The organism is Rheinheimera aquimaris (genome assembly GCF_020531985.1).
Lineage (GTDB): Bacteria > Pseudomonadota > Gammaproteobacteria > Enterobacterales > Alteromonadaceae > Alishewanella > Alishewanella aquimaris.
This window is the reverse complement of the sequence record NZ_JAJAVQ010000006.1, coordinates 151,822-173,509: the sequence shown is the minus strand read 5'-3', so window position 1 is coordinate 173,509 and position 21,688 is coordinate 151,822. Positions and strand designations below refer to the sequence as shown.

General features: G+C 49.2%; 24 protein-coding genes. 14 read left to right on the top strand and 10 right to left on the bottom strand.

The annotated features are described in order from the left end of the window. The first annotated feature begins 48 nt into the window (after positions 1–48). A complete protein-coding gene (locus LHL18_RS17875; RefSeq protein ID WP_226768101.1) occupies positions 49–441 on the top strand; it encodes a VOC family protein in 393 nt (130 codons plus the stop codon). Here LHL18_RS17875 and LHL18_RS17870 read toward each other — a convergent pair. The 4 genes from LHL18_RS17870 to LHL18_RS17855 form a co-directional block, all read right to left on the bottom strand. Then, positions 438–1,883 carry a GGDEF domain-containing protein gene (locus LHL18_RS17870; RefSeq protein ID WP_226768100.1) on the bottom strand — a complete coding sequence of 482 codons (1,446 nt, stop codon included), beginning with the start codon at positions 1,881–1,883 and terminating at the stop codon, positions 438–440. The two genes, LHL18_RS17875 and LHL18_RS17870, sit on opposite strands and share 4 nt — an antisense overlap. 40 nt (positions 1,884–1,923) lie before the next feature. Next, complete coding sequence (locus LHL18_RS17865) at positions 1,924–2,337, bottom strand: HIT family protein (protein WP_226768099.1); 414 nt, start codon at positions 2,335–2,337, stop codon at positions 1,924–1,926. 48 nt (positions 2,338–2,385) lie between these two features. Continuing rightward, positions 2,386–3,234 (bottom strand): S-formylglutathione hydrolase, encoded by an 849-nt coding sequence (fghA, locus tag LHL18_RS17860; protein ID WP_226768098.1) that lies wholly within the window; start codon positions 3,232–3,234, stop codon positions 2,386–2,388. Between the two features lie 143 nt (positions 3,235–3,377). Then, on the bottom strand, positions 3,378–4,487 hold the full coding sequence (locus LHL18_RS17855) for an S-(hydroxymethyl)glutathione dehydrogenase/class III alcohol dehydrogenase (RefSeq protein WP_425542633.1): 1,110 nt from the start codon (positions 4,485–4,487) through the stop codon (positions 3,378–3,380). 153 nt (positions 4,488–4,640) lie between these two features. Here LHL18_RS17855 and LHL18_RS17850 point away from each other — a divergent pair, with 153 nt between their 5' ends. From LHL18_RS17850 to LHL18_RS17835, 4 genes are all read left to right on the top strand, one after another. Next, the gene (locus LHL18_RS17850) at positions 4,641–5,513 is read left to right on the top strand and encodes a LysR substrate-binding domain-containing protein (RefSeq protein WP_226768097.1); all 873 of its coding nucleotides are present in this window, start codon (positions 4,641–4,643) and stop codon (positions 5,511–5,513) included. Between the two features lie 55 nt (positions 5,514–5,568). After that, entirely contained in the window at positions 5,569–6,324 is a 756-nt protein-coding gene (locus LHL18_RS17845) for a type 2 periplasmic-binding domain-containing protein (protein ID WP_226768096.1), read from the top strand. A gap of 79 nt (positions 6,325–6,403) precedes the next feature. Beyond that, complete coding sequence (locus tag LHL18_RS17840) at positions 6,404–7,033, top strand: thiol:disulfide interchange protein DsbA/DsbL (protein WP_226768095.1); 630 nt, start codon at positions 6,404–6,406, stop codon at positions 7,031–7,033. Then, a complete protein-coding gene (locus LHL18_RS17835; protein ID WP_134055435.1) occupies positions 7,020–7,667 on the top strand; it encodes a DsbA family oxidoreductase in 648 nt (215 codons plus the stop codon). Before LHL18_RS17840 ends, LHL18_RS17835 begins: the two co-directional genes overlap by 14 nt. Before the next feature lie 32 nt (positions 7,668–7,699). Here LHL18_RS17835 and LHL18_RS17830 read toward each other — a convergent pair whose 3' ends face one another. The 4 genes from LHL18_RS17830 to LHL18_RS17815 all read right to left on the bottom strand — a co-directional run bounded on the left by LHL18_RS17830 (position 7,700) and on the right by LHL18_RS17815 (position 12,474). After that, on the bottom strand, positions 7,700–8,053 hold the full coding sequence (locus tag LHL18_RS17830; protein ID WP_226768094.1) for an MmcQ/YjbR family DNA-binding protein: 354 nt from the start codon (positions 8,051–8,053) through the stop codon (positions 7,700–7,702). A gap of 167 nt (positions 8,054–8,220) precedes the next feature. Further along, positions 8,221–8,598 (bottom strand): EF-hand domain-containing protein, encoded by a 378-nt coding sequence (locus LHL18_RS17825; protein WP_226768093.1) that lies wholly within the window; start codon positions 8,596–8,598, stop codon positions 8,221–8,223. A gap of 253 nt (positions 8,599–8,851) precedes the next feature. Further along, positions 8,852–10,873 carry a S9 family peptidase gene (locus LHL18_RS17820; RefSeq protein WP_226768092.1) on the bottom strand — a complete coding sequence of 674 codons (2,022 nt, stop codon included), beginning with the start codon at positions 10,871–10,873 and terminating at the stop codon, positions 8,852–8,854. An 80-nt stretch (positions 10,874–10,953) separates the two neighbouring features. Next, a complete protein-coding gene (locus LHL18_RS17815; RefSeq protein ID WP_226768091.1) occupies positions 10,954–12,474 on the bottom strand; it encodes a fumarate hydratase in 1,521 nt (506 codons plus the stop codon). A gap of 99 nt (positions 12,475–12,573) precedes the next feature. On the opposite strand from LHL18_RS17815, the gene pabB reads away from it, so the two are divergent. The 3 genes from pabB to LHL18_RS17800 all read left to right on the top strand — a co-directional run bounded on the left by pabB (position 12,574) and on the right by LHL18_RS17800 (position 16,017). Then, positions 12,574–13,950, top strand: coding sequence for an aminodeoxychorismate synthase component I (gene pabB, locus LHL18_RS17810; protein WP_226768090.1), 1,377 nt, complete (start codon positions 12,574–12,576; stop codon positions 13,948–13,950). A gap of 3 nt (positions 13,951–13,953) precedes the next feature. Next, positions 13,954–14,514, top strand: a complete 561-nt coding sequence (locus LHL18_RS17805) for a CoA pyrophosphatase (protein WP_226768089.1) — start codon at positions 13,954–13,956, stop codon at positions 14,512–14,514. A 120-nt stretch (positions 14,515–14,634) separates the two neighbouring features. Then, complete coding sequence (locus LHL18_RS17800) at positions 14,635–16,017, top strand: L-serine ammonia-lyase (RefSeq protein WP_264190277.1); 1,383 nt, start codon at positions 14,635–14,637, stop codon at positions 16,015–16,017. A gap of 45 nt (positions 16,018–16,062) precedes the next feature. Here LHL18_RS17800 and LHL18_RS17795 read toward each other — a convergent pair whose 3' ends face one another. Next, a complete protein-coding gene (locus tag LHL18_RS17795; protein ID WP_134055454.1) occupies positions 16,063–16,353 on the bottom strand; it encodes a high-potential iron-sulfur protein in 291 nt (96 codons plus the stop codon). Between the two features lie 304 nt (positions 16,354–16,657). Here LHL18_RS17795 and LHL18_RS17790 point away from each other — a divergent pair, with 304 nt between their 5' ends. The 6 genes from LHL18_RS17790 (at position 16,658) to LHL18_RS17765 (ending at position 21,022) form a co-directional block, all read left to right on the top strand. Further along, complete coding sequence (locus LHL18_RS17790; protein WP_226768088.1) at positions 16,658–17,758, top strand: hypothetical protein; 1,101 nt, start codon at positions 16,658–16,660, stop codon at positions 17,756–17,758. A gap of 145 nt (positions 17,759–17,903) precedes the next feature. Then, positions 17,904–18,188 carry a cold adaptation protein ActJcold adaptation protein ActJ gene (atcJ, locus tag LHL18_RS17785; RefSeq protein ID WP_226768087.1) on the top strand — a complete coding sequence of 95 codons (285 nt, stop codon included), beginning with the start codon at positions 17,904–17,906 and terminating at the stop codon, positions 18,186–18,188. A 23-nt stretch (positions 18,189–18,211) separates the two neighbouring features. Continuing rightward, entirely contained in the window at positions 18,212–18,772 is a 561-nt protein-coding gene (atcA, locus tag LHL18_RS17780) for a cold adaptation protein AtcA (RefSeq protein WP_226768086.1), read from the top strand. A gap of 5 nt (positions 18,773–18,777) precedes the next feature. Continuing rightward, a complete protein-coding gene (gene atcB, locus LHL18_RS17775) occupies positions 18,778–19,545 on the top strand; it encodes a cold adaptation protein AtcB (RefSeq protein WP_226768085.1) in 768 nt (255 codons plus the stop codon). A gap of 11 nt (positions 19,546–19,556) precedes the next feature. Continuing rightward, positions 19,557–20,450 carry a cold adaptation protein AtcC gene (atcC, locus tag LHL18_RS17770; RefSeq protein WP_226768084.1) on the top strand — a complete coding sequence of 298 codons (894 nt, stop codon included), beginning with the start codon at positions 19,557–19,559 and terminating at the stop codon, positions 20,448–20,450. A gap of 38 nt (positions 20,451–20,488) precedes the next feature. Further along, entirely contained in the window at positions 20,489–21,022 is a 534-nt protein-coding gene (locus LHL18_RS17765; RefSeq protein ID WP_226768083.1) for a phosphatase PAP2 family protein, read from the top strand. A 127-nt stretch (positions 21,023–21,149) separates the two neighbouring features. On the opposite strand, the gene LHL18_RS17760 is transcribed toward LHL18_RS17765, so the two are convergent. Continuing rightward, complete coding sequence (locus LHL18_RS17760) at positions 21,150–21,533, bottom strand: VOC family protein (protein WP_226768082.1); 384 nt, start codon at positions 21,531–21,533, stop codon at positions 21,150–21,152. Positions 21,534–21,688 lie beyond the last annotated feature (155 nt).

The following is a 21,688-nucleotide window of genomic DNA, read 5'->3' as shown; positions in this document are numbered from 1 at the left end:
TACAGCACTGGCAGGATCCGCGCACTTTAAAATACACAGGAGTATGCTGTGGCACATATTGCAAATGTTGCGCTGTTGGTAGACAACTATGACGAGGCTATCGCGTTTTATACCACCAAACTTGGGTTTGAGCTGCTGGAAGATACCGACTTAGGTAAAGGCAAGCGTTGGGTACAGGTAGCCCCCAGGCAGCACAATGGTACAGCGTTGTTATTGGCCAAAGCAGCAACTGAACAGCAAAAGCAATCTGTTGGCATGCAGGCTGGCGGCAGGGTGTGGTTGTTTATACAAACTGACGATTTCTGGCGGGATTATAATGCGATGAAAGCAGCCGGCGTCACGTTCCTTGAAGCACCACGTGAAGAAGCTTATGGCACTGTGGTTGTTTTTACCGATCTGTATGGTAACCAGTGGGACTTACTGCAACGCACTGACATCTAATGCCAGGCTACCTGACTACGACCTTTTTTCTTTGCCTGATAAAGGGCTGCATCGGCCCTTTCAAATAGTGTTCTGAAGCTGTCATCAGCTTTCAGCGCTGCGACACCAAAACTGGCGGACACGCTCAGATCGTTTGCCAGCTGAATGTCTCTGAGGCGGCCAATAATACGTTGACCGATAGCAACAACCACATCTTGCTGAGTATGCGGCAACAACACGACAAACTCATCTCCGCCATAACGACCTATCACATCCGTAGGTCTGAGCAGCTGCTGCGCAGTATGACAGGCATCACGCAACACTTGATCGCCAACACTGTGGCCCAGTTGATCGTTAATTTGCTTAAAATGATCAATATCAAACACCATCAGGCACAGTGGTTCCTGTTGTTCCAGCGAACGGGCAATCTCCAACTCAGCTCTTTGCTGCAAATGCACCCTCGATGCCACTTTAGTCAGGCTGTCGGTTGACACAATCAGCCGCAGCTGTTTATTCGCCGTCATCAACGCCGGTACCGCCAGGCCAAACAGCGCATTAGCAGCAATAACGTTAATAGCAAACTGATACACCATGGCGTACTGCATCAGGCCAAGAAAATGCACCAGCAATGCTATTGCAAAACTACTCAGCGCAACACTAAGAGCAGTAAAAAACGCAGACTCGGTACAGGCAATCCACATATGCGGGATCACCAGAAAAAATACCGCAAAAGCACTTTGTGGCGAGTCGGAGTAGCGAGCAAGCAGCATTGCCAGGCTGAGCAGAATAACATTCACCATCAGTTTAAACTGATAGCCGCTGCTAGCCGCAGTTTGCTGTGGGCCGATGTAGTCTTCCAATACAAACTTGGGGGATGGGTAAAGCACAGCCAAAAGGCCACAAAATACTGGTGCAATAACAATCACGCCAGCCATATCGCCAATCCAGAACGGTAACCAGGTGTGGGCAATATCGTCAACCGGCATCATAGATGACACTACCAGCGCACCCAGCACTGAAAAGGTGGCAACTAATGAACTTAGCGCCGCAACCAGCAAAAAACCGATAACAAATAATGGCAAATAGAACTGACCAATATTAGCCAAACGCCTGAGTAACCTGGCGCCGGCATAGTACGGCATTATATGCGCCACACCAAACAGCAAGCCGGCCTGCAGCAACTGTGCATAGCTCAGGGACAATTGATAGTGCTGAGCGGTCCAGAATGTAACAATCACACAGCCCAGCAATAGTGCCGGCACGGCTCTGACGCCAACAATAAAAACCGCTGCACTGGTAAGCCCAGCAGCGGGAAACCAAATGCTGGCATGCTCGGTGTATTCAACCAGCAGCCCTAACATCCAAACAACAAGCCAAAGCAGCAATAGCAATGCATTGCGCCATAATGCATGACGGGAGCACTGCCTGAGTATGCTAAACACTTGCGGGTAATAGTTGCTCATCTGCTGACTTATGTTTTTTATTTTTCTAAGTTAATGCTACTTATAGCGCTGAACTGATCTTCTGGGCTAATGCCTTAATTTTTTCCATATCACCCTGCTCGGCACCGTGGCCTTTTAACTTTCGCAGATGCTCAGGAATTAAATGAAAATGTAAATGCGGTACGGTTTGGCCTGCCGCTTCGCCGTTAAGCTGCATTAGCACAACGCCTTCAACCCCAAGGGTAGATTTTAGCGCGGACATCACTTTTTGCACTGTGGTCATGGTATGGATCAGCTCATCGGCTGGAATGTCCAACAGCGTTTCTGCTTTAAACTTTGGGATAACCAGGGTGTGACCGTCGGCCTGAGGCATGATGTCCATAAAGGCCAGCGTGTAGTCATCTTCGTACACTTTGAAACTGGGAATGTCGCCGCGCAGAATTTTTGCAAAAATATTATTGTCATCGTAACTCATGGCATACTCCGGTAACGTCTTTTTACCGGAGTATGCCAGCACAGCAGTTTACTTCAAGTACTGCGCATGAAAATGCAGGTGTTCACCAATAAAACTGGCGATAAAGTAGTAGCTATGATCATAACCTGGCTGCAGCCGGATCTCGGCATTAACATCGTTTAAAGATGCCGCTTCCACCAGGCTTGCTGTACGCAGTTGCTCTGGGTAGAAATTATCTGCGCTGCCTTGATCCACCAAAATCGGCGCTACCTTCTTTGCATCCCGCAACAACAAAGATGCATCATATTGCTGCCATTGGCTTCTATCTTCACCCAAATAACCATTAAAAGCCTTAATACCCCAAGGGCTATTTGCCGGATTGCAAATCGGCGAGAAAGCGGAAATGCTGCAGTAACGCTCTGGGTTGCGAAGGCCGATAACCAAAGCGCCATGGCCCCCCATCGAATGACCACTGATCGCGCGTTTGTCTGTTAACGGCAATGCTGCTTCTACCAGTTCAGGCAATTCGCTAACGATATAGTCGTACATCTTGTAGTGCTTATTAAAAGGAGCCTGTGTCGCATTGACATAAAAACCAGCACCGAGGCCAAAATCGTAGGCTGCATTTTCATCATCCGGCACATCGTCACCACGCGGGCTGGTATCCGGTATAATCAGCGCTATACCCAGTTTGGCGGCAAATTGCTGTGCGCCGGCCTTACTGGAAAAATTTTCATCAGTACAGGTTAACCCCGACAGCCAGTATAGCGCGGGTACCCTCGCGGTTTCGGCTTGCGGTGGCAGAAAAACAGAAAACTGCATGTCGCAGTGTAATACTGCCGATTGATGTTTATAGCGGATTTGCTTACCGCCAAAGCATAACTGTTCACTTACTTTGGTTATGGCTGATGTAGTCATACTATGTCCTTCAAACGCGGTCAGGACAGATTACAACGCCCGCCCTGGCTCGTCACAGCAACTCGTTCGCGCTTGCGCGCTCGCTCAGACACTCTGTGCCGACCAGAACGGGGTTCTAATCCGTCCTTCAATCACTTTCAAAATCAAAAATGAATAACAGTTCTGATTGACTTACCTTCATGCATTAAATCAAAGGCTTTATTAATATCTTCCAGCGGCATGGTATGGGTAATAAAGGTATCCAGCTCAAACTCACCATTTAAGTAACGGTTGACATAATCTGGTAGCTCGCTGCGCCCTTTTACACCGCCAAACGCCGTACCGCGCCATACCCGACCTGTTACCAGCTGAAACGGTCTGGTAGAAATTTCCTGCCCCGCGCCAGCAACGCCGATGATAACCGACTCCCCCCAGCCTTTGTGACAGCACTCCAGGGCTGAGCGCATCACATTGACATTACCAATACATTCAAACGAGAAATCAACGCCGCCATCGGTCATCTCAACAATAACCTCCTGAATCGGCTTATTAAATTTCTTCGGGTTTACCACATCTGTTGCGCCGAGCTTTTTCGCAATATCAAACTTATCTTCGTTGATATCGATAGCAATAATCCGGCTGGCTTTGGCCATCACGGCGCCAATTACTGCCGATAAACCAATACCACCCAGGCCAAAAATGGCTACCGTATCGCCCTCTTTTACCTTAGCCGTGTTCATTACCGCGCCCATACCCGTGGTAACACCACAGCCGAGCAGACAGACTTTTTCTAAAGGCGCTTCTTTACTGATTTTCGCCAGCGAGATTTCCGGTAACACCGTGTATTCAGAGAACGTTGATGTGCCCATGTAGTGATAAATTGGTTTACCGTCTTTTGAAAAACGTGTGGTGCCATCTGGCATCAAACCCTTACCCTGGGTTGCGCGAATGGCCTGACACAGGTTTGTTTTACCCGACAAGCAGAACTTACATTTGCCGCACTCCGGCGTGTATAGCGGAATAACATGATCGCCGACAGCAACAGAGGTTACGCCCTCACCCACTGCTTCAACAATACCGCCACCCTCATGGCCCAGAATAGCCGGGAAAATACCTTCAGGATCCTCACCGGACAACGTAAAAGCATCAGTGTGGCACACACCGGTCGCCACAATTTTAACCAGGACTTCACCTTTTTGCGGTGGCATTAAGTCCACTTCTTCAATTGATAAAGGCTGACCTGGGCCCCAGGCCACAGCTGCACGTGTTTTAATCATGTTCATTGGGTTGTCCTTTTTAAAAAGTTAACACAGGCAAAGTTTATAACGGCAAGTGTAACCTGAATTGTATTTTTTCCATATCAATGAAAATACCACTACAATGCAAATAAGTTTTTCATATTTGCAATAATACTAAGGCAAAACCAGATGAAACACTGGATTGGGATCAGTGAGTTTGTAGCCGTAGCAGAGCAGCAAAGTTTTACCAAAGCAGCCAAAGTACTGGGGATTTCGGTGGCGCAGGTCAGCCGTAATATTGCCGAGCTGGAAACATCGCTGGCGATTAAATTATTGTATCGCAGCACGCGTAATGTCAGCCTGACCGAAGAAGGCCAACTCTACCTGCAGCATTGCCGCCACCTTGTCAGCAGTCTGGAAGAGGCAAACCGTACGCTGGCCAACCTGAAGGCCAGCCCCAAAGGGCTGATTAAGATCACAGCACCCGTATTTTATGGCGAAACCCACATTGCCCCGCTATTGCATGATTTTCTTAAGCTATATCCTGATACCGAGCTGGATATGCAGCTGACCAACAACAAGTTAGATCTTATTCAGGGTGGTTTTGACCTGGCGATACGTCTGGGTACACTGGAAGACTCCAGCCTGATAGCGCGTAAGCTGGCCAGCAGAACCCAGTACATCGTTGCTTCTCCTGAATATCTGCACAAAAACGGCACGCCAACGACACTACAGCAGCTACAGCAACATCAGTGCCTGACGGGCACGGTCACTGTATGGCGTTTCAATGTTGAAGGCAGTGTGCAGCAGTTTAAACCTAAAGGCAGAGTTGTCTGTAACAGTGGGGTCGCATTACTGGATGCCGCATTAAAGGGGCTTGGGCTGGTACAGCTGCCTGATTATTACGTTAAAGACAAGCTCAGTAAGGCACAGCTGCATTCGGTACTGGATAACATTCGTCAACCCGATGACGGTATCTGGGCGCTTTATCCACAAAACCGGCATTTATCCGCGAAAGTGCGGGTGCTGGTAGATTTTTTGGCTGAGAAGTTAGCAAAGTGATATATAATTACGCTCTCACGCTACAGCATCTGTCAGTAACGACACCGGTAACCTCATGAATAGCCGTTGGCCCAGACTGGGCTTTATCATTTGTTTGTTTTTAGCCGCCTCTACTGCGCTTGCAAGCTCCGAGCAAAAGTTGATATTCAGAAGCGCTTTGGACACGCCGGCAGCGCAGTATAGTCAGGCATTGCTTAGCGAAGCCTACAAGGCCATGGGGATCCCGGTTGAATTTATCACCGTGCCTCTTGGCAGAAGTCTGATCGAATCTAATAGAGGTAATCTGTCCGGTGAACTGGCCAGAGTACTGGAAGCCACCCAAAGCTATCCCAATTTAAGGGCTGTGCCTTATGTACTATTTGATACAGACGTTAATCTATATGTTAACCAGACAAAATGTGCCGGTTGTAGTTTATCTACCGTGAATAGTGTTGTTTATATCCGCGGCGCCGTAATTCTGGAAAACATGCTGCAGGCACTGCCGTCAGATATCAAGTTAATCCAGGCAGCAGATACCGCTGCTGCCCGTCAGTTGTATGAACAGCAAAAAGTCGACGCTGCGCTGTTTGTCGCTTATAGCTTACCGGAACAGCCACAGGGCTTTGACAGCATGATGCAAACATTAAAAACGGTGCCGGATTACCACATGCTGCATAAACGTTATCAACCTTTGCTGCAAGCACTGGCTAAAACACTGTTTAAACTGGAAGCAGACGGTACAGCGGCCAGGCTGCGCCAGCAATTCGGGGTTGCCTCACCAAAACATCAGCTACAAAGCCTCCTTAGCCAACCGGTAGCCGAGTTCCACTAATCACACTGCCAGCATTTGGCTTAACCCCGCAGCTGTTTTATCATGCTACTGTTAATAACTGAAAAAATCGGAACTACTGATGAAAAAACTGCTGCTACCCCTGTTGTTCGTGTTACTTACCCCCTCCTTGCTGGCACAGGATTTTAATGCCGGTGAACATTATGATGTGGTGTCGTCTGGCGTTAGCACACCAAAACAGGTAATGGAGTTTTTCTCATATTTCTGTCCGCACTGCTACAACTTCGAGCCGATCGCACAGCAGCTTAAAACAACATTACCGGCTGATGTCAGTTTCAAACGGGCTCCGGTGTCTTTTCTGGGAAGAGATATGGGGCCGGAGTTACAGCGCGCCTATGCATTGGCAGTAGCGCTGAATGTTGAACACAGCATCACGCCAGCACTGTTTGCCCGTATTCATACAGAGCGTAAAGCCCCCGCTAACCGTGCAGATGTAAGAGCATTGTTTGCCGAGCATGGCGTTGCGCCGGACATGTTCAACAGTAGAATTGACAGCATGCCGGTACTTGCAGAGGTTGCCGGTTACGACAGCATTCGCGAGAAGCTCAATATCACTTCAGTACCGACTTTTGTCGTCAATGGTAAATATGTGATTAAAATCGGGGCGTTAAAATCACAGCAGCAATTTAATGATCTGGTCAGCTATTTGCTAAACCTGGACGCACAGGAGTCTGGTAATGCAACAAATTAAAATCGATTTGGTATCTGATATCGCCTGCCCATGGTGCGCCATTGGTTTTGCCAGGCTGGAAAAGGCGTTAAAAAGTTTACCTGATATAAATGCAACGATAGAGTGGCATGCATTTGAGCTGAACCCGGATAAAAATATGTCCAAAGAGCCTATATTGCCGGCACTGAGCCGCAAATATGGCCGGCCGGAAGCTGAAATGCGGGCAGCGCAGGAGAATATGATCCGCATTGCGACAGAGCTTGGGCTTAACTTCAGCAAGATGCAGCAGCGTTTTACCTGTAATACGTTTGATGCCCACCGCTTAGTCAAATGGGCTGATACCCAGCATAAAGCCACAGCGATGAAACAGGCATTGTTTAATGCGTATTTTGGGGAAGCTGCTGATGTTTCAAACCATGAAGTGCTGATGCAGTGCGCACAAAGCACCGGGCTGGACAAAGACGCCGCTGCAAAGGTCCTGGCAACAAATGAGTACGCCGACATCGTCGATGCCGATATTGCGAAGTACCAGCATGCTGGCATTTCATCGGTACCGGCTTTTGTCATCAATAACAAATATCTTATTTCAGGTGCACAGGAACCATCACAACTTGCGGCGGCATTGCAACAAATTGCCGGTGAAGCTAGCGCCTGAGAGCCGGCATACAGATGATCGCAGTGCCCAGTTTAGCCTGCTAACTGCGGTCGTCTGGCTTTAGGCAGGCTTTTCACCACCAGCTGAAAAGAATTTTCTATCTGACGTTTAATTTCATTCTCAGGTACGCTGCCATCAAGCTGCAGCGTGTTCCAATGCTGCTTATTCATATGATAGCCGGGCGTTATTGCCGGGAATATATCTCTCAGCATTAGTGCCTCCTGCGGATCACATTTCAGATTCACTCTTGCCATCCCGGCTGTTTCCGACAAAATCGCGAAAATCTTACCCACTACTTTATATACATAAATATCCGGGCCGAACGGAAAGTCTTCGGTGCTTTGCAGTTGCATCAGGCAATGCTCGCGGCAGTCTTGAAAATTCATCACATACCCTTGCAGAAAACCGGTGAGTAATTGGCTGACTGTAATTTTATGCAGTCAAGCCAACGACAGGTTAAAGAATACAGAGCGGGTTAACAACATAAAATACCCGGGCAGTTTACTGCCCGGGTATGCCGAAACCAAAAAGCCTGATGCCAGCTTACATACAGCTACATACCAATGCCGCTGCTTTTAACCCGCTGCCATTCGCTTTTATCCAATACCCTGTCGCTGTTGGTATCGAACTTATCAAACACACTGGTATGCCACTCTGTACGGGTTAACCGGCCATCACTGTCACGGTCAAACTCATCCAGATTACCCCCCATGCGGTTGGCCATAAATTCAGTATCATCAATCATACCGTCATTGTTACGGTCAGCTTTGCCAAAATACTGCTCGCCGACATATTGCTCAAATTCTATTTTTGATACAGTACCGTTTTTATCTGTATCTACGATATCCATGTGGCCGACTCCCCCTGCCAGCACTGAAGTAGTTGCTAAAGCCAAAGTAAGGATCAGCGCAGAATTCAGTTGCGTTTTCATGTCATATCTCCTCTTACTGATTACGAAACGACGCTGTAAAGACACAGCTTAATGTTACAACACCATGATCTAACGCAATGGCTGTTCCAACCAGTTACTTCACCAGTACATAAAATAATAAGGCGCTGAAAAAAATCGGTTTTTAAAGGCGGGATCTAATATAAAAGCTACCGGTCAACGTGCAACCGGTAGCCTAGCAGAGGTAATATTTGCATACAGCTGGTAATTATTACGCCAGCTTAATTTAACAAACTTAACCTTTGGTGTACTTATCCAGCCACTGGAATACTTCGTTATACCAGCGTACGCGGTTGTCCTTGTTTAAGATCCAGTGATTTTCATCCGGAAAAATCACTAAGCGCGAGTCAATGCCTTTACGTTGCAGGTTGGTAAAGGCGCCCAGCCCCTGCGCATACGGCACGCGGTAGTCTTTTAAGCCATGGATCACCAGCATCGGCGTTTGCCATTTGTCTGCCAGCGCTGCAGGGTTAAATTTCTGATAGTCAGACTCAGCCTGCCATACCGGCCCGCCTAAATCATACTCCGGAAACCATAATTCCTCAGTGCTGCCATAAAAGCTTGGCATATCGTACAAGCCGGCGTGGTTAACCAGGCACTTAAAACCGGTTGGCCAGTTACCGGCAATCCAGTTCATCATGTAACCGCCGTAAGACGCGCCAAGCGCACAAGCCCGGCTGCCATCAATCCACGGTTGCGCCTGCACGATGTAGTCAAAACCCTTCTTTAAGTCCTCCAGCGGCTTACCGCCCCAGTCACGGCTGATAGAGGCTGTAAATTCCTGGCCATAGCCGGTTGAACCATGAAAATCGATCATCACCACCGCATAGCCCTTGGCGGCATACATCTGCGCATTCCAGCGCTCGTTAAACATATTGCCAAAGCTACCCTGCGGCCCACCGTGTACTAAAAACGCCATCGGATATTTTTTCTTGGCGTCAAAGTCCCACGGCTTTACCAGATATCCATACACAGTATCGTCGTTAGCGCCTTTAAAGCTAAACTGCTCGTAGTCGCCAAACTGCACTTGTTCACGCCAGCTTGCATTGATGTCGGTTAGCTGCGTTAAACCACTGCCATCAAGATTAAGCTGAAACACCTCTGGCGGCATATCCAGCTTATGGTTGGTAAATACAATTTTATCGCTGGCAACATTCAGCGCACCAGCCGTGCCGTCGCCAAACACTTTGCGCACATCACCAAAGCCGGTATTAATGGCATAAATGCTGTACTGGCCAACATCGTGCGTGGTGACATACACAGTGCGGTTATCCGGGCCAAATTTATAATCACTGACCGAGCGGTCAAATTCCGGTGCCAGCTCTTTGCGCTGCCCGGTCACCATATCCAGCAACATCAGGCTGAATTTATCCGCCTCGGCCTGTGGTTTACTCATGGCTTTATATGCCATAAAACGGCCATCGCTGGAAAATGACGGCTGTGCATCCCAGGCCGGGTTAGCTGCTGTCAGGTTTTGTTTTTCACCACCTGTTACCGGCACCATAAAAATATCGTAATTAGTGTGCCAGGCCTGATCGGCCGCCGGGATCTTCGCGCTAAACACCAGGCGCTGATTATCCGGTGTGAAAGCTACCTCGTTCATACCGGCGATGTCGGTGTTCCACTCACTCATCAGGTTGGTGGCATCTTTCACTACACCTTTGCTAAGTGTCGCAACATGCAGGTGACTGCGATACGCCGTTTGCCAGCTATCCCAGTGCCGCACCATCAACTGGTCAAACGCCATCGCCGTATCTTTTTTAGTTGCATCAGCCGCTTTAGCATCTACTGTACATTGCAGTGTCTGGCAGCCGGGTTTAACCGCCAGCGCCAATGCTAACTGCTTGCCATCTGCTGACACTTTAAAACCTTCAACCGGCAGTGGTAAGTCTGTTAGCTGCAACGCCTCACCGCCATACAGCGGCAGGTTCCATACCTGAGCAGTGCCACTGCGGCTGGCAATAAAATAAATACTGCGTCCATCTGCTGCCCACTGCAACTGGCTTTCACGGCCTGCACTTTGGGTTAACCGGGTCACCTTGTTCAGGTTTGATAAATCCATCAGGTACAGATCGCTGCTGGTATCCGCTGGGCTAAAACCACCATTGCTCTGACCATAAGCGACAAAACGGCCATCAGGCGATAACGCCACATCGTGCAACTTATTAAACTGGTTCAAATGCTCTACTGTAAGTGGCGCTTTGGCCTGAGCGCTGGCGGCGGCCAGCAGCGCGAGTGTCAGTAAGGTCTTTTTCATGCGTATCCCTTGGATTTTTGTTGTTATAAGCTGAAAAAAATAAGGCTGCAGCACAGCTACAGCCTTTGGGTTTAATGCAATTACGCTTTTTCCATTTGCTGGATATTCACTTTCCAGATAGCCGGCCCCTGTTGGTGCACGTTGTTACCGTTTGAATCGACCGCAACCGTTACCGGCATATCCTGTACATCAAACTCGTAAATCGCTTCCATACCTAAATCGGCAAAAGCGACCACGCGTGACTTTTTAATCGCTTTAGATACCAGATAAGCCGCGCCGCCCACTGCCATTAAGTAAACTGCTTTGTGCTGCTTAATACTGGCAACGGTTTTATCACCACGCTCTGATTTACCTATCATACCCAGCAAGCCGGTTTGCGACAGCATCATATCGGTGAACTTATCCATCCGCGTCGCCGTTGTCGGGCCGGCCGGGCCAACCACTTCATCGCCTACCGCATCTACCGGGCCAACGTAATAAATAAAGCGGTTTTTAAAGTCCACGCCATCAGGCAGCGCTTCGCCGCGGTTTAGCATGTCGGCAATACGCTTATGCGCCGCATCACGGCCGGTCAACATCTTGCCGCTTAACAGTACGGTTTCACCGGCCTGCCAGCTTTGTACATCTTCTGGTGTGACGGTATCGAGGTTAACGCGGCGTACATTACTGCCAAGCTCCCAGGTTACCTGTGGCCAGTCTTCCAGTTTTGGTGGCGTGATATCTGCTGGGCCACTGCCGTCTAAATGAAAATGTACATGGCGTGTTGCCGCACAGTTTGGGATCATCACTACCGGTAAGCTGGCGGCATGGGTTGGTACGCTGTTAATTTTTACATCAACAACTGTGGTTAAACCACCCAGACCCTGCGCGCCAATACCCAGTTTGTTTACTTTTTCATACAGCTCTAAGCGCAGTTTTTCATCTGCCGTTTCAGCACCTTTGGCGATAAGTTCCTGAATATCGACCGGGTCCATCAGGGCTTCTTTGGCCAGTACCGCGGCTTTCTCAGCAGTACCACCAATACCTATACCTAACATACCTGGTGGGCACCAGCCCGCGCCCATCTTAGGTAAGGTTTCCAGCACCCAATCGACAATTGAATCTGACGGGTTCAGCATCGCCATTTTGGTTTTGTTTTCAGAACCGCCACCTTTGGCAGCAATCATCACTTCAACATGATGGCCGGCAACCAAATCAATGTGCACCACCGCAGGTGTATTGTCTTTGGTGTTTTTACGGCCACCGGCAGGGTCGGCAACAATAGAGGCGCGCAGCGGGTTGTCCGGGTTCAGGTAGGCACGGCGTGTTCCTTCGTTTACCATCTCCTGCACTGTCATATCGGTTTTATCCCACTTTACGTCCATACCAATTTTAACGAAACAGGTGACGATCCCCGTATCCTGACAAATTGGCCGGTGTCCTTCGGCAGACATGCGCGAGTTAATCAGAATTTGTGCGATAGCATCTTTTGCTGCCTGGTTCTGCTCTTTGTGGTAGGCCACTTCCAGCGCTTTGATAAAATCCAGCGGGTGATAATACGAGATGTACTGCAATGCATCTTCGATGCTGTCGATAAAGTCTTGCTGGCGAATAACCGTCATCTTTACTTGTCCTCTGACGCCTCTGGCAGCGCCATGTTTAACTATTTTAGCGGGTGCTGGTATGATAGCGCGCATCAGAAACAGCGGCTAGCCCCATTCATGCAGCAGTACCTTATTCCGCCAGAAATTTACGGCGAAACGCCGGCTAACTTACTTGCACTGTTCAGCCATTTTGCCGATCAGCCCTGGGCCATGCTGCTCGACTCAGCCTCGCCTGACCATGTAAACAGCCGCTACGACATACTGGTGGCTGAGCCTGTAGCCACGTTAGAGGCAATAAACGGTCAATGCATTTTAACTGACGAACAAGGCGCCCATACTTATCAGCAAGACCCCTTTACCGTACTTAACTGTGCGTTAAAGCGCTATTTCCCGCACAGTAACGATAACGTTCTACCCTTTACCGGCGGTGCCCTGGGCTACTTTGGTTATGACCTTGGCCGCTATGTGGAAAAACTGCCCGCCACCGCTCAGGCAGATATTGCTTTGCCGGATATGGCGATAGGCTTATATAACTGGGCGCTAACCCTGGATAAACAGCAAAAAAAGTTGTGGTTTACCGACTATCATGGCAATGCTGCAGCTGGTTGGGAAAAACTCTATGCCAGGCTGCAACGCCCAGTCCCGCAGACGACGCCATTTAACTTAACCGGCAGCTGGCAGGCAAATATGGATAAGGCAGGCTACTCGGCAAAGTTTCAGCAGATACAACAGTATCTGCTAAGCGGTGACTGTTATCAGATAAACCTGACCCAACGCTTCAGTGCCGGTTACACCGGCGACGAATGGCAGGCGTATCAGCTGCTGCGCGATAAAAATGCCGCGCCTTTCTCTGCCTTTATCCGCCTGCCGCAAGGCGCAGTGCTGAGCATTTCGCCCGAGCGCTTTTTGCAGCTGCATAATAACAAGGTAGAAACCAAGCCGATAAAAGGTACACGACCACGCGGGATCTGCCCGATGACAGACGAGGTTGAAGCAGAAAACCTGCGTACCTCGGCTAAAGATCGGGCGGAAAACGTGATGATTGTCGATTTACTGCGTAATGATTTGGGTAAAGTATGCCTGCCCGGCAGTGTTGAAGTACCCAGCCTGTTTGCTATCGAGAGCTTTCCGGCTGTACACCATTTGGTCAGCACTGTCTGCGGCACACTGTCACCAGAGTTCAGTGCCTGCGATTTGTTGCGTGGTGCATTCCCCGGCGGCTCTATAACCGGCGCTCCTAAAGTGCGGGCTATGCAAATTATCGAGCAGCTTGAGCCGCAGCGCCGTTCAGTATATTGCGGCGCTATCGGCTACGTTAACAGTAATGGCGATATGGACACCAACATAGCGATACGTACGTTAATTTGTAGCGAAAGTCAGATCCACTGCCAGGCTGGTGGCGGCATAGTGGCCGATTCAGATGCCGACAGCGAGTATCAGGAAACCTTAGATAAAGTGAATAAAATTCTGCCCGTGCTGGCTAAGGTTGTGTAACCGATGCAAGCGGCAGAGTTTCGTCAGCGCTTTTTACTACAACCACAGGCCGACAGCGAAGCCGTACCGGCAAGCGATAAGTTTAAAGCCGCAGTGCTCGTGCCGGTGGTCGATTATGGTGACAAACTTAATGTGTTGTTTACACAGCGGGCATTGCATCTGCGCCATCATCCGGGGCAAATCAGCTTTCCCGGCGGTCGCATAGAGCCGGGGGAAACCAGCAGCGTCGCAGCACTTCGTGAAGCAGAAGAAGAAATTGGCCTGTCTCCCGCTGCTGTTGAGCTGCTTGGCACCTTACCGCTGCAACCGACCAGCACTGGCTTTACCATTGAACCCTGGGTAGGTCTGCTGTCGCCACAGCAAAGCTGGATACTACAGGCAGACGAAGTCGCTGGTATTTTTGAAGTACCGCTGAATCACTTTTTGCAACAGGAAAACCGCCATCAGTTTAGCCTGCCACTACGCGGTAAAGTGCAGCAACTGCATGCGATGCCTTATCAGGATAAGTTTATCTGGGGAGCAACTGCGGCGATTCTGCATAGGTTGTGTTTACAACTCGCCTAATTAGCACCCATTAGTTTTTCTCATATGTAATAAGCGCTGACCAGTTACCAACTGACTTACAGAACTGCACTGCTTGGGCTACAATGGTGCAACTTTGATAGCGACCAACCAGAATAAATTATGATTATCAGTGCTTTTGACATGTTCAGTATCGGTATCGGGCCGTCGAGCTCGCATACTGTTGGCCCGATGCGGGCGGCGAAAAAATTTACCGACGATTTAGCCGATGGCGGTCAGTTGGAAAAAGTCGCCAGCGTTAAAGTGGAGTTATACGGCTCGTTAGGCCAAACCGGCGTTGGCCATGGTACCGGAAAAGCCGTTATTCTGGGCCTGGCCGGGTACCTGCCGGAAACGGTAGACCCTGACGCCGTGCCAGGCTTATTAAAGCAGGTACATGACGAGCAGCAAATCCGCCTGGGTAAAATCCAACCGGTCAGCTTTGCGCGCGAAGGCGCCATCGTATTTCACCGGCGCAAAACATTAAAAGAACACTCCAACGGCATGGAGCTGATTGCGCTGGATAAAGACAAAAACGTTGTGCTGAGTGATGTGTATTTCTCAATAGGTGGCGGCTTTATTGTTAAAGCAGAAGATTTCGCCAAAGAAAAAGAAGCCGCCAGCCAGTTTGCTGCAGATAACCCACCGCCGTTCCCGTTTGAGTCGGGCGCAGAGCTTCTGGCGCTGTGCAAAGAAAATGGCCTGTCGATTGCCGGCTTAATGCTGGAAAACGAAAAAGTATTACGCAGCCCGGCGCAAATCACTGACGAGCTGAACAATATCTGGCTGACGATGCGCGCCTGTATTGAGCGAGGCATTAAAACCGAAGGCATATTGCCGGGCGGTTTAAAAGTTAAACGCCGGGCACCGGCACTGTATAAAAAGCTGATGGCGGAGAAAAGCGCCGACCCACTACAGGTAATGGACTGGGTAAATTTGTTTGCGCTGGCAGTAAACGAAGAAAATGCCGCCGGAGGCCGTGTGGTAACGGCCCCCACTAATGGTGCAGCAGGCATTATTCCGGCAGTGCTGATGTATTACGATAAGTTTATTCAGCCCGTTACACCGGATATTGCTGTGCAATATCTGCTAACTGCAGCCGCAATCGGCATCTTGTACAAGAAAAATGCCTCTATCTCCGGCGCTGAAGTAGGCTGCCAGGGCGAGGTAGGTGTCGCCTGTTCTATGGCGGCTGCGGCACTGACTGAAATACTTGGCGGCACGCCGTCTCACGTTGAAAACGCGGCCGAAATTGGTATGGAACATAACCTTGGTTTGACCTGTGACCCTGTCGGTGGTTTAGTTCAGGTGCCCTGTATTGAACGCAATGCCATGGGCTCAGTTAAAGCGATTAACGCATCCAGGCTGGCGCTGCGTGGCAGCGGTGATCACAAAGTATCGCTGGATAAGGTGATTAAAACCATGTGGGATACCGGTAAAGATATGCAAACCAAGTATAAGGAAACCTCGCGCGGCGGGTTAGCGGTTAACATTATCGAGTGTTAAATCTCGTTGTACGCCAGGCCCGTTAAGCGGGCCTGGCGGTAAAGTTTAGCCCGGCTTTTTGGCCCAGGCTGCACACCAGCCCTCACTACTGACCAGTTTGCCCGGGAAAATACCGCAAGGACGCCAGGCATCACCTGCACTGCCCTGCGCCAGCGCGCAGCCAGCACATTGCTGCCCGTCTTTAGTTGATTTATGCACATATTGTAGTGCCTTAGCCTGCGGATCCTCGGGGTCAACGTGCTCTGCAGCCATAGCTTTCAGGCTTGTACCACCTATACTAAGCCCTACCACACCGCCTGCGGTCAATTTTAAAAAGCGTCTTCTGCTGTTTGTCATAAGTTGTGCCTCTGATCTGATTTGTCTTGTCATCGTCTGCGTGTCATCTGTTGTGCACGTAGTTATTGATATAGCGCCGCTGCCTGGTGTGCACAGCGAACTGCATCATAGCGCCTGCATTAACGGCATTCTTTGATAAGAAACAACATTGCGCCTGCTCAGGCTTAAATAATACGCGCGCCAGCCTGCGGCGGATTAGCCGGCAACCATTAAACCTGTCGCCTGCGGCGCTAAACCGATAACGGTTTAAATTGTCATTTTTGACTGGCAGAATAGGTTTACTTGCCAGATATGTAGAAGACTCATGAAATCAATACTCTGTATAACGGTGGTTTTGCTTGCTGCCAACGTTACCGCTGCTGAACATCCGACTGCGGGCAAATGGATAACCGATTTGCAAGGCCAGACGCTGAATGACCCGCAAAGCTCGGGCTTTACCTGGCGCCATGATGAAATTATTCATCTGGGTGACAATAGTGCTGCGGTAGAAATGCGGAATAAGTTACTCCGTATAAACCCACAAACAGCTGCGCTTAACGCACCACCATTACAAATAACAGTAGCCGAGGATATATTAAAAGGTTGTTTTGGTGAGCTGTTTAGCAAGTATCCGGATTTTGAAGCGCTGACCTGGGACAGGCAGAATGATACGGTATTTGTCAGCGTGACTGAAGATTCATCTTTTGTCAGCTTAAGCGCCGAATGTAAAGCACGCTATGGCGAAACGAACTCAACCGATTACCCGACTTTGCTGGTTAAAATTGAAACCGATAAAGCCCTTAGTCGTGCCGAGATTACTGCTGTGCGGCCGGTACAGTTTCCAAAAACAGCTAATGTTGGCAACTTCCCTAATGACGGCATAGAAGGTTTAGCTTTTGATAATGTGGGGAATTTATATCTCGGCCTGGAACAAAATGCTGAGAATGCCCCAATGATTTTCAAAACCGCTTACGACGACACATTCTGGCAACAGGATACTTATGTCAAAGTGCAGGATACCGGCTTGGCGTTGCCGGTGCCTGATAGCAAAGACCACCCGATTAATGATTTAGATTACCTGCCAAGTCCCAAAGCTGGCCACCCCGGCTATCTGGTGGCGGTGGCTCGTAATGATGATCAGCTTTGGATCCTTGATATTAGCCAACAGCAAGCGCCTTTTGTGCAGCAAATGGCCTACTATGCCCCTACCCCGGCCGACAGCCGTTGCCCGGCATATGAGAAAATGGTGCAAACTGCAGTGGAAGGCGTGACCGTGCATGGGAATACGTTATATCTGGTGAACGATGCCTGGAAAAAACACTACCCGGATAATATCCAGTGCCCGGATAACGCAGCGCATTTTAAGAAGTTTGCGCCACTGATGTTCACTTCGCCGGTAAACCCCGCCTGGTTTGTGCCACGCTAATACTTAATCTGTCAGCCACGGCAGGTGAAGTAATCTGCACAATCTGCTATTATCGCCTGCTGTCTGTCGCAAATGCTTGCGGCGGCGCAGGCAATGCAACTCCTCATAGTTTTTTCGGCATTTAGTAGATTTTTCGGGACACATTATGATTAATCATTTTCGCGTACTTGGTGTAAAAACCAATGCCAGCGATGACGACATTAAAAAAGCCTACCGCCGCTTAGCCAATAAATACCACCCGGATAAACTGCAAGGCCTCAGTGACGAAGAGAAAGACCTGGCCGCCGTTCAGCTGCAGCGAGTAAAAGCGGCCTACGATTTGCTGTCAGATCCGAAGCAGAAAGCTGCCTATATTAAAGATTTCAACAATGTTATTGTCACCGACCCCGCCGCAGCCATGCAGGAGCTGTGGGATCAGTATTATTCTTAAGCCCCTTTGCGTGTAAGAGTGTTATGGCAACGAAATTAAATACTGCACGGCTGCGTGCTCTGCAAACTGATGCGCTGGAAAATATCGAATCCTACATGGATCCGGATACACCCAAGGCGCTGGAACAATTTACCGCCAAGATCAAAGCCATTTTGCTTGCTGATCCACAAATGCTGGAATCATTACCGGAGTATTTACCGGTAGCGCTGTATGGCCGGGTAAAATTTCCACCGGCAGCAAAACCCAAATGGCAGCAGTGGCTAAATACCGCTACAGCGCCTGTCTGGGACGAGTTTAAAACCTCTGTAGCTTTCAATAATGCTGATCTGGAGCTGGTTAAAGCTGTACGCTCTTATTCTGAGTTTGCGTTAATCGAAGCTTGCGCAGTGCTATTTATGCTAGACAACGCCGGTAAAGTACAGGCTGTCAGTCGCAGCAGCGCGAATAACTCTCAGGACGATGCTGATGATGAAAGCGATAACGATGGCTACGATTACGACAGTGATGACTACGGCGCAGATGACGATAGCGACGAAGACGGCTATGACGATCAGTATGACGACATCCGCTTTAAGGGAGAATAAGCTTAATGAGTACCAGTTTAATTGAAATTGCTGTAGCAGAGATTAAAGAGCTGGCTGTAATTGAACCTAAGCAAGCCAGCAAAAAGTTTGAGCTGATAGCCAATACCATGAGTGACGATCAGCTGGTAGAAGTCATTGAGAATATCGATATCGTTACGTTGACTCAGATTAACAGCGAACATGATATTTCGTTCCCGTCTATTATGTCTGAGTTGATGAGCCCGGAACGGATCCGCGATATCGTTTGTCAGCAGCCGCTATACTGGGAAGAGAAAATTAAAAACAATGCGGAAGAGCTAAAGCAACATACCTTTGATTTTTTGACCTACCTTATTCGCACCCAGGATACAGAGGACAAACAAGCTGCCGTGCTTGAATGCATTGCTGAAGATCCCGCAGGCCTGTTTTATCTGAGCATTCCTTTTATTGAACTGTATCGTGGTGAAGTACTCGAGTACGAAAACTACTGGGAAGACAAGCTATACGAAGATGAAGAACATCTGGAAGAAGCTGAAGCCTATACCGAACGGCATCAAGCAGAGGATGCGCATAATCTGGGGATTGACGATCCGCGCAGCCTGCTGGCGCTGATCCGACAGCTGACACCCGAAGTAGAAAGTGCCATTAAAGCCCTTATCCGCAACGAGAATTCCGGCTGGGAAGGCATTATCAGTAAATTTGCTTCCGAACTGGTACTGCAAGCCAAAGAGAAAAACCAGGCCACAGACGATGAATACAGTGAAGTGGACGATATGTTCAGCTTTCTGGATTAAAGGTGTAGTGCATGCAGTTAATACTTCGCGATAGTAACAACGGCCCGTTTTTAACTCAGGTGATTAACAAAGCTCAGGCCGAGGAAGGTTTAAGCAGTGAACAGCTAACACAAGTTAAATCCAAAGCTGTGCTGATGAGCCTGAAATTTGCCGACAAATTTTACAACAAGTACAAAATGCACCTGTTGGAACAGGCGGCCTATGATGTCATAGGTGTGGTCAGCCTGGGATTACAACAGCTAAGCGATAATGACCATCAGCAGGCACTGGACTTGCTATTGGCACCTGAAGGTCTGGTTAAACCTTTTCAGAAAGGCTGGAGCATGTTAGCTGCTGTCAGCAAAAAAACCGGTAAGGCCTCGCTATACGGTGATGTTGAAGAACAGCTGTTGCAAGCCGTTGCCACGCCACCCGATGCCGATGAATGGGATGGCTGGGCGCAGTATCAGCAAGCATTAAAAGAGCACCGACGTACTCAGTCGATGCAACTGTTGCAACAGCAATTTTATGCCCGCACCCATTTTGATGAGTTTGAGCATTTCAGTCTGGAAGAAGTACTGGCTGAAGTGGTGTTTTACCGGGCATTGACCGGTGCCGACAAAGTACGGCAGGATTTAAAACAAAAAATCCGCAGCCTTGAGTTGCAGCCGCACTGGTTCAGCGAAACCTTTTTTAAGCTGCAAACCGAAGCCACACTGGCGCAGTTACCCGATGCCAATAGCGTTGCTATCCGCGAAGATTTGGGGCAGCACTTTATTCCGGCACTGTTGCGCACACTGCATTTTGCCAGGGATTATCAGACGCTGGCTAACACTAATGCCAGCCCGGAAAAGCTTGATGCCCTGGAAGGTAAGCAGGGGTTGACTAACCCACTGCTGGGTTGGCCGCAATATCTGGAGCTGTGATCTGCCAACGCTGATTTGCCAACAATAATGGAGTCGTAATGTTAAAAGGTATTTTACCCGTCGTTTTGGCGGCGTTACTGGTTGCCGCACCGCTACAACAGGCCAGCGCTAACAGTGATACCACGGCAGATGTGCTGCGTGTGGCACTACCTGCCGCGGCCTGGGGCATGACGCAGTATCTGGAAGACGATAAAGGGAGCACGCAGTTTTACTACAGCTTCGCCAGTACCATCGCGGCGACCTATGCGCTGAAAACAGCAGTACATAAAAACAGGCCCGATGGCTCAGATAACGATGCGTTTCCATCCGGGCATACCTCAATGGCATTTCAGGGTGCCGCCTTTTTGCAGCGCCGTTACGGCTGGCAATATGGTGCGCCCGCTTATGCGCTGGCTAGCTATGTTGGCTACAGTCGGGTAAAAAACGATCATCACGACACCCGTGATGTGCTGGCCGGCGCGCTTATTGGTATGGCTGCCAGCTACTATTTTGCCGAGCCTTTTTATGGCGTGCAGATAACCCCAACGGCAGGCTTAAACGGCCTGGGCCTGCAATTTAGTAAACGTTGGTAAAAACCAAAGCCTGCAAAAAAACCACTGTGCAGACTGCATAGCACATAGCGTTAAACCGGTGGTAGTAGTGTTTATAAAATAGCTATCCCTACTAAGATATCTGAAAATTAAACGCATTATTCAGATATCAGGCATCAGTCTCTGAATGAAGCACAACCCTGTTGCCTTCACTATCAATAACAACAGCACGAAATCCATGTGGCCCTATTGCATGCACCGCCTGTAACACTTTACCGCCGTGTAGGTTCACCTTCGCCACAGCGTCTTGTATTCTGCCGTCAACATTGAGGTACAACATCACGCCTTTATCGCTGATATCTGCCGGGTTCGGCACCAGGCAACCACCGTTACCGTCGCTGTGCTCAATTACAGCAAAGCTAAATCCTGCTTCTGAGAAGATATCAACTTTCACCGCCAGCATGGCGGAATAGAAATCTGCCGCACGTTTTAGCTCTGCCACGGGTATATCAAACCATACGGCCCTGTTATGTAAGGTATTCAGATCACTCATAGCGCTGCTCCTTTATCTTTTGTCAGCCTGGTTTGGCTGCAGCGAACTAAGCATAGCTGGTTAAGATTAACCACTGAAGTTTCTTCCTGCCATGGGCATTCCGCATTATAAATGCCGCTATCGGCAGTTTGGCTGGCTCAACGGCCTGTAGCAGT